Source organism: Streptomyces sp. CA-181903 (genome assembly GCF_050937075.1).
Taxonomy (GTDB): domain Bacteria; phylum Actinomycetota; class Actinomycetes; order Streptomycetales; family Streptomycetaceae; genus Streptomyces.
On record NZ_JBNJLY010000001.1, the window covers coordinates 4,213,424 to 4,225,771 of the forward strand.

A 12,348-nucleotide genomic window follows, 5' to 3' on the forward strand; every position below is an offset into this window, starting at 1 on the left:
CCCGACGGTCCGTGCGCAGGCGGACCGCCACCGTCCCCGCACGTGACGCGGAGCCTGGTCCGGAACGCGGCGGAGCTTCGGGTCCGGTCCGGCGCGAGTCCGGAAAGCACCGCCGGGCACGGCCCGTAACGAGCCGGGACGGTCCCGCCGACGGCCCCGAACTCCCCTCTCCGCGGCCCGCCGCCGTCCTCCTCACGGCCGATCGGGAGCGCGTAGCATGACAGCGGAATCGTCCGGTACCCCCGCGGACTGGAACGGAAGGCACCCCGCCGCGTGAACGCACAACCAACCCCCGACCGGCCGAGCCCGCAGGACCGGCCCGCCCGCCTCACGGTCGGCGTCGTCGGCGCGGGCCGGGTGGGCCCCGCCCTCGCCGCGTCGCTCAAGCTCGCCGGGCACCGGCCCGTCGCCGTCTCGGGCGTCTCCGACGCCTCGCTGCGGCGCGCGGCCGAGATCCTGCCGGGCGTCCCCGTCGTCCCGCCCGCCGAGGTGCTGGCGCGGGCCGAACTGGTCCTGCTCACCGTCCCGGACGACGTCCTCCCGGCGCTCGTCGCCGGGCTGGCCGAGACCGGGGCCGTCCGCCCCGGGCAACTGCTCGCCCACACCTCCGGACGGCACGGCGCGGCCGTGCTCGCCCCGGCGACCCGGGCCGGAGCGCTGCCCCTCGCCCTGCACCCCGCCATGACGTTCACCGGTACGCCGGTGGACGTCCAGCGGCTGGCCGGCTGCTCGTTCGGCGTCACCGCGCCCGAGGAGCTGCGGCTCGCCGCCGAGGCGCTGGTGATCGAGATGGGCGGCGAGCCGGAGTGGATCGACGAGGCCGCCCGGCCGCTGTACCACGCGGCCCTGGCCATCGGCGCGAACCACCTGGTCACCCTGGTGGCCCAGGCCATGGAGCTGCTGTCCGCGGCGGGCGTCGGCAGCCCGTCCCGGATGCTGGGCCCGCTGCTCGGCGCGGCCCTCGACAACGCGCTCCGCAGCGGTGACGCCGCGCTGACCGGCCCGGTCGCGCGCGGCGACGCGGGTACCGTCGCCGCCCACGTCGCGGAGCTGCGCCGGCACGCGCCGCAGGCGGTCGCCGGGTATCTGGCGATGGCCCGGGCGACGGCGGACCGCGCGCTCGCGCACGGCCTGCTCAAGCCGGAGCTGGCGGAAGACCTGCTCGGCGTCCTGGCCAACGAGGCGGGCGGTACGGACGGAACGGCCGGTTCCGGCCCTGCGGACGGAGAACAGCAGTGACCACCCGCCTCGTACGCGACACCGCGGAGCTCCGCTCCCTCCCGCGCGACCCCGCGGCCCGCCGCGCCGTCGTCATGACCATGGGAGCCCTCCACGAGGGCCACGCCACCCTGATCCGCGAGGCCCGCCGGCTCGCCGGGCCGGACGGTCAGGTCGTCGTCACGGTCTTCGTCAACCCGCTCCAGTTCGGCCCGAACGAGGACCTGGACCGCTACCCGCGCACGCTCGACGCCGACGTCGCCCTGGCGGAGAAGTCCGGCGCGGACGCCGTCTTCGCCCCCTCCGTCGCCGAGGTCTATCCGGGCGGCGAGCCCGAGGTGCGGATCAGCGCCGGGCCCATGGGCGAACGTCTCGAAGGCGCCCACCGCCCGGGCCACTTCGACGGCGTGCTGACGGTCGTCGCCAAGCTGCTGCACCTCAGCCGCCCGGACACCGCCCTCTTCGGGCAGAAGGACGCCCAGCAGCTGGCGATGATCCGGCGCATGGTCCGGGACCTGAACTTCCCGGTGGAGATCGTCGGCGTGCCGACCGTCCGCGAGGCCGACGGGCTGGCCCTGTCCAGCCGCAACCGCTACCTCTCGGCGGCCGACCGGGCCTCCGCCCTGGCGCTCTCCCGGGCCCTGACCGCCGCGGCCGGCGCCGCGGACCGCGGCCCGTCCGCCGTCCGCGAGGCCGCCCGCGCGGTCCTGGACGGCGCGGCGACCCTGGAGCCCCCGGTCGTCCTCGACTACCTGGCGCTGGTCGACCCGGCCGACTTCACCGAGGTGCCCGCCGGGTTCACCGGCGAGGCGGTCCTCGCGGTCGCCGCCCGGGTCGGCACCACCCGTCTCATCGACAACATCGTGCTGGACTTCACCCCGGGGGAACGGTCATGACCGGCATACGACTCGCGGCTCCGCGCCCGGGCTGGTCCGTCGACGCGGACGTCGTCGTCATCGGGTCGGGCGTCGCCGGCCTCACCGTCGCGCTGCGCAGCGCGGCCGCCGGCGCGCGGGTCGCGGTCGTCACCAAGGCCCGCCTCGACGACGGCTCCACCCGCTGGGCGCAGGGCGGCATCGCCGCCGCCCTCGGCGAGGGCGACACCCCGGCGCAGCACCTCGACGACACCCTCGTCGCCGGTGTCGGCCTCTGCGACGAGGAGGCCGTCCGCACGCTCGTCACCGAGGGCCCGGACGCCGTCCGCCGGCTGATGGCCACCGGCGCCCGCTTCGACGCCGACCCCGCCACCGGCGAGGTCCAGCTGACCCGCGAGGGCGGCCACCACCGCAACCGCATCGTGCACGCGGGCGGCGACGCGACGGGCGCCGAGGTGTCGCGCGCCCTGGTCGCGGCCGTCCGCGCGGCGGAGGTCCGGATCATCGAGCACGCCCTCGTCCTCGACCTCCTCAAGGACGCCACCGGCCGGGCGGCCGGGGTCTCCCTGCACGTCATGGGCGAGGGCCAGCACGACGGCGTCGGCGCCGTCCGGGCCCGGGCCGTCGTGCTCGCGACCGGCGGCATGGGCCAGGTGTTCGCCGCGACCACCAACCCCGCCGTCTCCACCGGCGACGGCGTCGCCCTGGCGCTGCGCGCCGGCGCCGAGGTCTCCGACCTGGAGTTCGTCCAGTTCCACCCGACCGTGCTCTGGCTCGGCCCGGACGCCGAGGGCCAGCAGCCGCTGGTCTCCGAGGCGGTCCGCGGCGAGGGTGCCCACCTGATCGACGCCGACGGCGTCCGTTTCATGACCGGACAGCACGAGCTCGCCGAGCTGGCGCCGCGCGACGTCGTCGCCAAGGGCATCCTGCGCCGGATGCGGGAGACCGGCGCCGAGCACATGTACCTGGACGGCCGGCACTTCGGCGCGGCGATGTGGGCCGAGCGCTTCCCCACCATCCTGGCCGCCTGCCGCGCGCACGGCACCGACCCGGTGACCGAGCCGATCCCGGTCGCCCCGGCCGCGCACTACGCGTCCGGCGGCGTCCGCACCGACCTGCACGGCCGGACGACCGTGCCCGGCCTGTACGCGTGCGGCGAGGTCGCCTGCACCGGCGTGCACGGCGCGAACCGGCTGGCGTCCAACTCGCTGCTGGAGGGCCTGGTCTTCGCCGAGCGCATCGCGGCCGCCGTGGCCGCGGACCCGGCCGTGCCCGGCGAGCCCGTGCCGGCGGACGGTCCCGGCGACCCGCTCGTCGCCCCCGAGGACCGCCACACGATCCAGCGGATCATGACGCGCGGCGCCGGAGTCCTCCGTTCCGCCGACAGCCTCGCCGAGGCGGCCGACCGGCTCGACGCCGTCCGCCGCGCCGCGCACACCGACGGCAAGAGCGCCGAGCCCGGCACTGAGGCATGGGAGGCCACCAACCTCCTGCTGGTCGCCCGCGCCCTGACGGCCGCCGCGCTGCGCCGCGAGGAGACCCGCGGCAGCCACTGGCGCGAGGACCGCCCGGACCGCGACGACGACCGGTGGCGCCGCCACCTCCTCGTCACCCTCCGCCCGGACCGTACGCTTGCGGTCTCCACCACGGAGACGACCGCCTTCCCCCGGTTTCCCCGCCCTCCCCTCCTTCCCCTCCTTCCCCTCCTTTCAAGCCTTCCGCACCGAGGAGCACCGCGTGACCACGCCCGACGACCTCCAGTACCGGCTCACCACCCTGACCGACGAACCGGGCTGCGGCGGCGACTGCGCCTGCGGCGAGGGGGCCTCGGCCTACGAGTGCGGGCTCGACGACGGCCTCGCGGCGCTGCTCGCGGACGCCGGTCTCGACCCGCTGCTGGTCGAGGAGATCGCGCACATGACGGTCGAGGAGGACCTGGACGGCGGCGTGGACGTCACCTCCGTGGCCACCATCCCCGAGGACGCCGTCGCCACCGGCGACTTCACCGCCCGCGAGGCCGGCACGGTGGCCGGGCTGCGGGTCGCCGAGGCGATCCTCTCCGTGGTCTGCACCGACGACTTCGAGGTCGAGCGGCACGTCGAGGACGGCGACCGGGTCGAGGCCGGGCAGCGCCTGCTGTCCGTCACCACCCGCACCCGCGACCTGCTCACCGCCGAGCGCGGCATGCTCAACATCCTCTGCCGCCTCTCCGGCATCGCCACCGCCACCCGCGCCTGGGCCGACGCCCTGGAGGGCACCGGCGCCGCGGTCCGCGACACCCGCAAGACGACGCCCGGCCTGCGTGCCCTGGAGAAGTACGCGGTCCGCTGCGGCGGCGGCGTCAACCACCGGATGTCCCTCTCGGACGCCGCGCTGGTCAAGGACAACCACGTGGTCGCGGCGGGCGGTGTCGCCCAGGCGTTCCGGGCCGTCCGCGAGCGGTTCCCCGAGCTGCCGATCGAGGTCGAGGTCGACCACCTGGAGCAGATCCCGCCGGTCCTCGCCGAGGGCGCCGACCTGATCCTGCTCGACAACTTCACCGTCGAGCGGACCCGCGAGGCCGTCGCCCTGGTCGCCGGCCGCGCCCGGCTGGAGTCCTCCGGCCGGCTCACCCTGGCCAACGCGCACGAGTACGCCGCCACCGGCGTGGACTACCTGGCCGTCGGCTCGCTCACGCACTCCTCGCCGATCCTCGACATCGGCCTGGACCTGCGGGAGCGGGACGCCCGGGAGCAGGGGGGTGCCGCCTGATGCTGCTCACCATCGACGTCGGCAACACCCAGACCGTCCTCGGCCTGTTCGACGGCGAGGAGATCGTCGAGCACTGGCGGATCTCCACCGATCCCCGGCGCACCGCCGACGAGCTCGCCGTCCTCTTCCAGGGCCTCATGGGCCGCCACCCGCTGCTCGGCGACGACCTGGGCGACGGCATCGAGGGCATCGCCATCTGCTCCACCGTCCCCTCGGTGCTGCACGAGATGCGCGAGGTGACCCGCCGCTACTACGGTGACGTCCCTGCCGTCCTGGTCGAGCCCGGTGTGAAGACCGGCGTGCCGATCCTCATGGACAACCCCAAGGAGGTCGGCGCGGACCGCATCATCAACGCGGTCGCCGCCGTCGAGCTCTACGACGGCCCCGCCATCGTCGTCGACTTCGGCACGGCCACCACCTTCGACGCGGTGAGCGTCCGCGGCGAGTACGTGGGCGGGGTGATCGCGCCGGGCATCGAGATCTCCGTCGAGGCGCTGGGCGTCAAGGGCGCCCAGCTCCGCAAGATCGAACTGGCCCGGCCGCGCAGTGTGATCGGCAAGAACACCGTCGAGGCGATGCAGTCCGGCATCATCCACGGCTTCGCCGGCCAGGTGGACGGCGTCGTCAACCGGATGGCGCGGGAGCTCGCGGACGACCCCGACGACGTCACCGTCATCGCCACCGGCGGCCTGGCGCCGCTGGTGCTCGGCGAGGCCACGGTGATCGACGAGCACGAGCCCTGGCTGACGCTGATCGGCCTGCGGCTGGTGTACGAGCGGAACGTGGCGCGGACGTAGCGACGGAACGGGGCGGGGGCGTGGCGACGGAACGTGGCGTGGACGTGGCGACGGGTCGAGGCGGGGGCGTGGCGAGGGCCGACCCGGGGGGCGTGTTCGAGCCACGCCGCAGGGGCCGCGCTAAGCGAAAATTGTCCGTTTAGCACTTAAAGTCGGCCCATGCCTACGCCCTATGGATCCCACGGCGGCATGGCGTTCAGCGCCGACGAGCTGCGCGTGCTCCGCCGTGCCCTCGCCATCGCCCTCCAGCCCCGCACCGAGCACGCAGAGAAGCAGAGCTGCCTCCGGCTCGCGCAGGCCGTGGACGAAGCGGCCAGGGAAGGCGGCAGGCTGCGCGCCTTCCTCCGCGCGGACCTCGCCCGCTACCGCGCCGCCCTCCCCGGCACCGCGCCCGGCTACGTGGAACGGCTCCAGGACGCCCTGGCGGCCGGCCACCGCCCGGGGGCGGAGGACCTGGCCGCCCTGCGCGCCCTGTGCGCCGCCCCGGCCGGCGCCGCCGAGACGGGCCGCCGCCGCTCCCTCCTCCAACGCTGCGAGCGGCTCGCGGAAACCGCCGTACGGAGCCGGCTCGCCGACTGCACGGCCCCCGGAGCCCGCGGCACCGCCGCGAGCGCCCTCCTGGGCGCCTCCACCGCCTCCGCCTCCGTCGCCACCTCCGTCTCCCCTTCCGTCTCCGTCTCCGTCGCCACCGCCGTCCCCGCCGCCCGGCCGCGCCTCGGCGCGCACGACGCGCTGCCGCCCGCGGCGGGCCCGGAGGCGCCCAAGCCGGGCGCCCGGCCGGTCGCGAAGCCCGGACCGGCGCCGGGCTCGGCGCCCGGTTCCGAGCGGCCGAAGGTGCCGCCCGCGCCGGCGCCCAAGGCCCCACGGCCCGGCGGCCGTCCCATCCCGACCCCCGGCGAGGTCTTCCCGCCGCGCCGCAAGCCGGCGCCGCCCGCCGAGGGGATGGGCCGCCGGGACGCCGGGTGCGGGACGGAGGTCCCCGGCGGGCCGCCGTTGGCGCGCGCGTAATCTGGACGGGGCGCCCGGCCGCGTCCGGGCCCTCGGGCACGTGCGCCCCTCCAGACCCCTCCCACCCAGAAGGAGCCGACGGCCATGGACTATGTCGCCGCGCTCGTCCCGCCCGTGGTGATGGCGATCGCCTTCACCGCGCTGGTCGTGACGATCGTCAAGAGCCAGGGCGGTGCGAACAAGGCCAAGGAAGACGCCATCGTCGACGCCATGGCCCGCACCGAGGCCGCCGGCGGTTCCCCGGAGGCGAAGACCGCGGGGGCGTGAACCACGCCGGAAACCCGGCGGCGGACAAGGGCGTGCGGCCCGGGGAGTATTTCCCGGGCCGCACGCCCTTTTCGCGACCGGCTTCGCGGACCCCTTCGCAGTCCTCTTCGCGGGCCGCGGCCCGATAAACCGGCATTCGAGACATCTCCCACTATTATTCGCGTGTGGTTCGACGCCTCGGTGATCTGGAAGACGCCGTCATGACGCGCGTGTGGGAGTGGAACCGGCCGGTCACTGTTCGAGAAGTCCTCGAAGACCTTCAGCAGGAACGGTCGATCGCCTACACCACCGTCATGACCGTAATGGACAACCTGTATCAGAAGGGCTGGCTGCGCCGGGAAGCCGAAGGACGGGCCTATCGATATGAGGCGGTGTCCAACCGGGCCGCCTACTCGGCCGCACTGATGAACGAAGCCTGGTCCGTCAGTGACAACCCCGCGGCCGCTCTCGTCGCCTTCTTCGGCATGATGTCGGCCGAACAACGGGAAGCCCTCCGGGACGCGATCCGCGTCGTCCAACTCGGTCGGCCCGGGGAGGACGAGCCGCCGTCGGGGCGATAGCGTCCGCTTATGCCCGCAGCTTCCGACCGGCCCGCCCCCGCAAAAGTCCTCACCGTCCGCAGGGCCCGGACCTCCGATGTGCCCGCCGTGCGCCGGCTCATCAACACCTACGCCCGCGACAGCATCCTGCTCGACAAAGCGACGGTGACCCTTTACGAGGACATCCAGGAGTTCTGGGTCGCCGAACGCGACGAAGACGGTACGGTCATCGGATGCGGCGCACTGCACGTGATGTGGGAAGACCTCGCCGAGGTCCGCACGCTGGCCGTCGCCCCCGAGGTCAAGGGCGGCGGTGTCGGTCACGCGGTACTCGACAAGCTGCTGCAGACGGCGCGCTGGCTGGGGGTGCGGCGCATTTTCTGCCTCACCTTCGAAGTGGAGTTCTTCGCCAAGCACGGCTTCGTCGAGATCGGTGAGACCCCGGTGGACGGTGATGTCTACAGCGAGCTGCTGCGCTCCTATGACGAGGGTGTTGCCGAGTTCCTGGGTCTCGAACGGGTGAAGCCGAACACCCTTGGCAACAGCCGGATGCTTCTGCATCTGTGATCGCCGGTCTCTATGTCCGAATCGCGCCCCTATCGTGCCGTCCTGGAAGCCGTGGTTCCCGCGTGGAAGGGCGACTGAACCTTCCCCGGGGGTTTGTGTTTTTCCGGGAAAGGCGGTTTGCTATTCCTCCGTAATCCCTTTTCTGCTGATGAAAGGAATCCCCCCGTGGCGCAGAAGGTTCAGGTCCTTCTTGTCGACGACCTCGACGGCGGCGAGGCGGACGAGACGGTGACGTTCGCTCTGGACGGCAAGACGTACGAGATCGACCTCACCACCGCCAACGCCGACAAGCTGCGCGGGCTGCTGGAGCCGTACGCCAAGAACGGCCGTCGCACCGGCGGTCGCTCGGCGGGCCGCAGCCGTGGTGGCCGGGCCGCCTCCGCAGGGGCGAGCCAGGACACCGCGAAGATCCGCGCGTGGGCCAAGGAGAACGGTTACAACGTCAACGACCGGGGCCGCGTCCCCGCCGAGATCCGTGAGGCGTACGAGAAGGCCAACGGCTGATCCCCCGTCGGCCCCCTGCGCGACCGTCCGGCGCGCAGCAGCCGGGCTCGGTGGCACTCCGTGGCCGCCGCGCTCACCAGCCGTACGTAATCGGGGGCGAGCCTGCCGCCCCCGAGGCCGGTCACCGGAAGTGTCGGCTCCACCTCGCGACCAGGCCGGGGAGGCCGCAACCACACGGCCTCCCGCGGATCGGAAGGGCCCCTTTCCCGGGGCTGCCCCTTTCCCGGGGTTTCCGGGTGTTCCCGGCTTTCCCGGGGCGCGCGGCTCTCACGGTCCTCTCGGGCCTGCCGTTCCGGCCGGGCCGTTCCGTCGGCCCCGCTCGTACGGGACCGGGGGAACCGGACGCCCACGGGCGCCGGCGCGGGAATCCGGCCGCCGGAGCCCAGCGCCGTGAGGTCCAGGGCGACGCCGTCCCACTCCAGCCAGCGCAGCAGCCCCGGCAGCTCGTCGGCGCTGCCCACGGCGGTCAGGAACCACAGCGTCCCGGCCCGCCGGTCGAGCGCCACGGGCCCGGTGGGGCGTACCCGCGCCAGCACCGCGACGCCCGCGTCCGCGGGGAGGCCCAGCGCGTCGAAGCGCAGCCCGGTCGGCAGCCCGAGCGGTTCGCCGCCGGTGGTGGGCCAGCCGAGCTCCTGCTCGTACCAGCGCCGCCGGCGGTCCGCCGGGAGGGCGCGGGAGCGGTCTCCGGCGAGGCGGCCGCTGAGGTCTCCGGCGAGGTCTTCGGTTGAGTCTCCGGTACGGGGTTCCGGCAGGGCTGGGGCCATGAACGGTGCAACTGAGCCGACCCCTTGAGGTTACGCGCTGTCCACCGGTGGGCACTCTCTGTACAGGAAGAGTGGGGCGCACAAGCGCTCCGGGTAGCGCGAGGGTGTTCGCCCGTAGCGGAGTACGCCGGCCCGCGCCGCATGGAGCGTGCGCCCCCGGGGGTAGGGATCCCACCATGGGGAGAGGCGGTACCGCAGGGCTCGTGGCGCGTCCGCCGGGAAGATCCGGGGGTGCGGCCGGTCCGGCCGGACCAGGGGTGCGTTCGCCATCGGCGTAGTGGCGGTGGGCGTATATGCCTGGCCTGCGGGAACATCGTCTCCCACCATCGGGTTGGAGGAGTTGTCGGCTGTTCGGCAGCAGGTTTCCCCGTCGACGCGGGGGTGATCCGGACGGATGTCGGCAGTTGGAATGAGCTGTCCCGTCCCGCGGGACTAGCATGCGGAAGGACAGGGAGGGGACCGACCCCTTACTGCCTGACCGCTCTGAGGAGCGATTAACGATGTTCGAGAGGTTCACCGACCGTGCGCGGCGGGTTGTCGTCCTGGCTCAGGAAGAAGCCCGGATGCTCAACCACAACTACATCGGCACCGAGCACATCCTCCTGGGCCTGATCCACGAGGGTGAGGGTGTCGCCGCTAAGGCCCTGGAGAGCCTCGGGATTTCGCTCGAGGCGGTCCGCCAGCAGGTGGAGGAGATCATCGGCCAGGGCCAGCAGGCCCCGTCCGGGCACATCCCCTTCACCCCCCGTGCCAAGAAGGTCCTGGAGCTGTCGCTCCGCGAGGCCCTCCAGCTCGGCCACAACTACATCGGTACGGAGCACATCCTGCTCGGCCTGATCCGCGAGGGCGAGGGCGTCGCCGCCCAGGTCCTCGTGAAGCTGGGCGCCGATCTGAACCGGGTGCGGCAGCAGGTCATCCAGCTGCTCTCCGGCTACCAGGGCAAGGAGGCCGCCACCGCCGGCGGTCCGGCCGAGGGCACCCCCTCGACCTCGCTCGTCCTGGACCAGTTCGGCCGCAACCTCACGCAGGCCGCCCGCGAGTCCAAGCTCGACCCGGTCATCGGGCGCGAGAAGGAGATCGAGCGGGTCATGCAGGTGCTGTCCCGCCGTACCAAGAACAACCCCGTCCTCATCGGCGAGCCCGGCGTCGGCAAGACCGCCGTCGTCGAGGGACTGGCCCAGGCCATCGTCAAGGGCGAGGTGCCCGAGACCCTCAAGGACAAGCACCTCTACACCCTCGACCTCGGCGCCCTGGTGGCGGGCTCCCGCTACCGCGGTGACTTCGAGGAGCGCCTGAAGAAGGTCCTCAAGGAGATCCGCACCCGCGGCGACATCATCCTGTTCATCGACGAGCTCCACACGCTCGTCGGCGCGGGTGCCGCCGAGGGCGCGATCGACGCCGCCTCGATCCTCAAGCCGATGCTGGCCCGCGGCGAGCTCCAGACCATCGGTGCCACGACGCTCGACGAGTACCGCAAGCACCTGGAGAAGGACGCCGCGCTGGAGCGCCGCTTCCAGCCCATCCAGGTCGCCGAGCCGTCGCTGCCGCACACGATCGAGATCCTCAAGGGCCTCCGCGACCGGTACGAGGCGCACCACCGCGTCTCCATCACCGACGAGGCCCTGGTCCAGGCCGCCACCCTGGCCGACCGCTACATCTCCGACCGCTTCCTGCCGGACAAGGCGATCGACCTGATCGACGAGGCCGGTTCCCGGATGCGCATCCGCCGGATGACCGCGCCGCCGGACCTCCGCGAGTTCGACGAGAAGATCGCCGACGTGCGCCGGGAGAAGGAGTCCGCGATCGACTCGCAGGACTTCGAGAAGGCCGCTTCCCTCCGCGACAAGGAGAAGCAGCTGCTGGCCGCCAAGGCCAAGCGGGAGAAGGAGTGGAAGGCCGGCGACATGGACGTCGTCGCCGAGGTCGACGGCGAGCTGATCGCCGAGGTCCTGGCCACCGCCACCGGCATCCCGGTCTTCAAGCTGACCGAGGAGGAGTCCTCGCGTCTGCTCCGCATGGAGGACGAGCTCCACAAGCGCGTCATCGGCCAGAAGGACGCCATCAAGGCGCTCTCCCAGGCCATCCGGCGCACCCGCGCGGGTCTGAAGGACCCGAAGCGTCCGGGCGGATCGTTCATCTTCGCCGGCCCCTCGGGTGTCGGTAAGACCGAGCTGTCCAAGACGCTCGCCGAGTTCCTCTTCGGCGACGAGGACGCGCTGATCTCCCTCGACATGTCGGAGTTCAGCGAGAAGCACACCGTCTCGCGCCTCTTCGGCTCGCCCCCCGGTTACGTGGGCTACGAAGAGGGCGGCCAGCTGACCGAGAAGGTGCGGCGCAAGCCGTTCTCGGTGGTCCTCTTCGACGAGGTCGAGAAGGCCCACCCGGACATCTTCAACTCGCTGCTGCAGATCCTGGAGGACGGTCGCCTGACCGACTCCCAGGGCCGGGTCGTGGACTTCAAGAACACGGTCATCATCATGACGACCAACCTCGGTACCCGGGACATCTCCAAGGGCTTCAACCTGGGCTTCGCCGCCCAGGGCGACGTCAAGACCGGCTACGAGCGGATGAAGGCCAAGGTCAACGAGGAGCTCAAGCAGCACTTCCGGCCCGAGTTCCTCAACCGTGTCGACGACACGGTGGTCTTCCACCAGCTGTCGCAGGAAGACATCATCCAGATCGTCGACCTGATGATCGCCAAGGTCGACGAGCGGCTGCGCGACCGCGACATGGGCATCGAGCTGAGCGGCGACGCGAAGCAGCTGCTCGCGAAGCGCGGCTACGACCCGATCCTGGGCGCCCGTCCGCTGCGCCGGACGATCCAGCGCGAGATCGAGGACATCCTCTCCGAGAAGATCCTCTTCGGTGAGCTCCGGCCCGGCCACATCGTGGTCGTTGGCACCGAGGGTGAGGGCGAGGAGAAGAAGTTCACCTTCCGCGGCGAGGAGAAGTCGGCCCTGCCGGACACCCCGCCGGTGGAACAGGCGGCCGGCGGCGCCGGGCCGAACCTGTCGAAGGACGCGTGAGGGCGCGGAGCGCCCTGTTTGAGCGCTGAGTA

At 72.9% G+C, this 12,348-nt stretch carries 11 protein-coding genes and 1 pseudogene; 11 read left to right on the forward strand and 1 reads right to left on the reverse strand.

All coding sequences use genetic code 11. The features are described from left to right. Window positions 1-273: 273 nt before the first annotated feature. The 10 genes and pseudogenes from ACQEVS_RS18880 to ACQEVS_RS18925 all read left to right on the forward strand — a co-directional run bounded on the left by ACQEVS_RS18880 (window position 274) and on the right by ACQEVS_RS18925 (window position 8,526). Complete coding sequence (locus ACQEVS_RS18880; protein ID WP_433021886.1) at window positions 274-1,239, forward strand: Rossmann-like and DUF2520 domain-containing protein; 966 nt, start codon at window positions 274-276, stop codon at window positions 1,237-1,239. Next, a complete protein-coding gene (gene panC, locus ACQEVS_RS18885) occupies window positions 1,236-2,114 on the forward strand; it encodes a pantoate--beta-alanine ligase (RefSeq protein ID WP_433021888.1) in 879 nt (292 codons plus the stop codon). Before ACQEVS_RS18880 ends, panC begins: the two co-directional genes overlap by 4 nt. After that, window positions 2,111-3,760 (forward strand): annotated as a pseudogene (locus ACQEVS_RS18890) (L-aspartate oxidase); the annotation flags it as partial. The gene panC and the pseudogene ACQEVS_RS18890, both read left to right, overlap by 4 nt. A 70-nt stretch (window positions 3,761-3,830) precedes the next feature. Continuing rightward, complete coding sequence (gene nadC / locus ACQEVS_RS18895; RefSeq protein ID WP_433021890.1) at window positions 3,831-4,844, forward strand: carboxylating nicotinate-nucleotide diphosphorylase; 1,014 nt, start codon at window positions 3,831-3,833, stop codon at window positions 4,842-4,844. Continuing rightward, a complete protein-coding gene (locus ACQEVS_RS18900) occupies window positions 4,844-5,641 on the forward strand; it encodes a type III pantothenate kinase (RefSeq protein WP_433027683.1) in 798 nt (265 codons plus the stop codon). Before nadC ends, ACQEVS_RS18900 begins: the two co-directional genes overlap by 1 nt. A gap of 159 nt (window positions 5,642-5,800) precedes the next feature. Then, window positions 5,801-6,649 carry a hypothetical protein gene (locus tag ACQEVS_RS18905; protein WP_433021892.1) on the forward strand — a complete coding sequence of 283 codons (849 nt, stop codon included), beginning with the start codon at window positions 5,801-5,803 and terminating at the stop codon, window positions 6,647-6,649. An 84-nt stretch (window positions 6,650-6,733) separates the two neighbouring features. Next, window positions 6,734-6,916, forward strand: a complete 183-nt coding sequence (locus ACQEVS_RS18910; RefSeq protein ID WP_398279856.1) for a hypothetical protein — start codon at window positions 6,734-6,736, stop codon at window positions 6,914-6,916. A gap of 164 nt (window positions 6,917-7,080) precedes the next feature. Next, window positions 7,081-7,476, forward strand: coding sequence for a BlaI/MecI/CopY family transcriptional regulator (locus ACQEVS_RS18915; protein ID WP_433021894.1), 396 nt, complete (start codon window positions 7,081-7,083; stop codon window positions 7,474-7,476). Between the two features lie 9 nt (window positions 7,477-7,485). Next, window positions 7,486-8,022: an amino-acid N-acetyltransferase gene (locus ACQEVS_RS18920; protein ID WP_433021896.1), complete on the forward strand. Its 537-nt coding sequence runs from the start codon at window positions 7,486-7,488 to the stop codon at window positions 8,020-8,022. Window positions 8,023-8,187: 165 nt separating this feature from the next. Beyond that, complete coding sequence (locus ACQEVS_RS18925) at window positions 8,188-8,526, forward strand: histone-like nucleoid-structuring protein Lsr2 (RefSeq protein WP_004949517.1); 339 nt, start codon at window positions 8,188-8,190, stop codon at window positions 8,524-8,526. On the opposite strand, the gene ACQEVS_RS18930 is transcribed toward ACQEVS_RS18925, so the two are convergent. Beyond that, the gene (locus ACQEVS_RS18930; protein ID WP_433021899.1) at window positions 8,457-9,290 is read right to left on the reverse strand and encodes an SCO3374 family protein; all 834 of its coding nucleotides are present in this window, start codon (window positions 9,288-9,290) and stop codon (window positions 8,457-8,459) included. The genes ACQEVS_RS18925 and ACQEVS_RS18930 overlap by 70 nt on opposite strands. Window positions 9,291-9,790: 500 nt before the next feature. Here ACQEVS_RS18930 and ACQEVS_RS18935 point away from each other — a divergent pair, with 500 nt between their 5' ends. Next, window positions 9,791-12,316, forward strand: a complete 2,526-nt coding sequence (locus ACQEVS_RS18935; RefSeq protein ID WP_004949520.1) for an ATP-dependent Clp protease ATP-binding subunit — start codon at window positions 9,791-9,793, stop codon at window positions 12,314-12,316. Window positions 12,317-12,348: the final 32 nt, after the last annotated feature.

What these genes read in the sequence shown, in the direction of transcription:
- ACQEVS_RS18935 (WP_004949520.1), top strand. Translation starts at nt 9,791, where the DNA reads ATGTTCGAGAGGTTCACCGACCGTGCGCGGCGGGTTGTCGTCCTGGCT.
- ACQEVS_RS18910 (WP_398279856.1), top strand. Translation starts at nt 6,734, where the DNA reads ATGGACTATGTCGCCGCGCTCGTCCCGCCCGTGGTGATGGCGATCGCC.
- ACQEVS_RS18930 (WP_433021899.1), bottom strand. Translation starts at nt 9,290, where the DNA reads ATGGCCCCAGCCCTGCCGGAACCCCGTACCGGAGACTCAACCGAAGAC.
- ACQEVS_RS18905 (WP_433021892.1), top strand. Translation starts at nt 5,801, where the DNA reads ATGCCTACGCCCTATGGATCCCACGGCGGCATGGCGTTCAGCGCCGAC.
- ACQEVS_RS18920 (WP_433021896.1), top strand. Translation starts at nt 7,486, where the DNA reads ATGCCCGCAGCTTCCGACCGGCCCGCCCCCGCAAAAGTCCTCACCGTC.
- ACQEVS_RS18900 (WP_433027683.1), top strand. Translation starts at nt 4,844, where the DNA reads ATGCTGCTCACCATCGACGTCGGCAACACCCAGACCGTCCTCGGCCTG.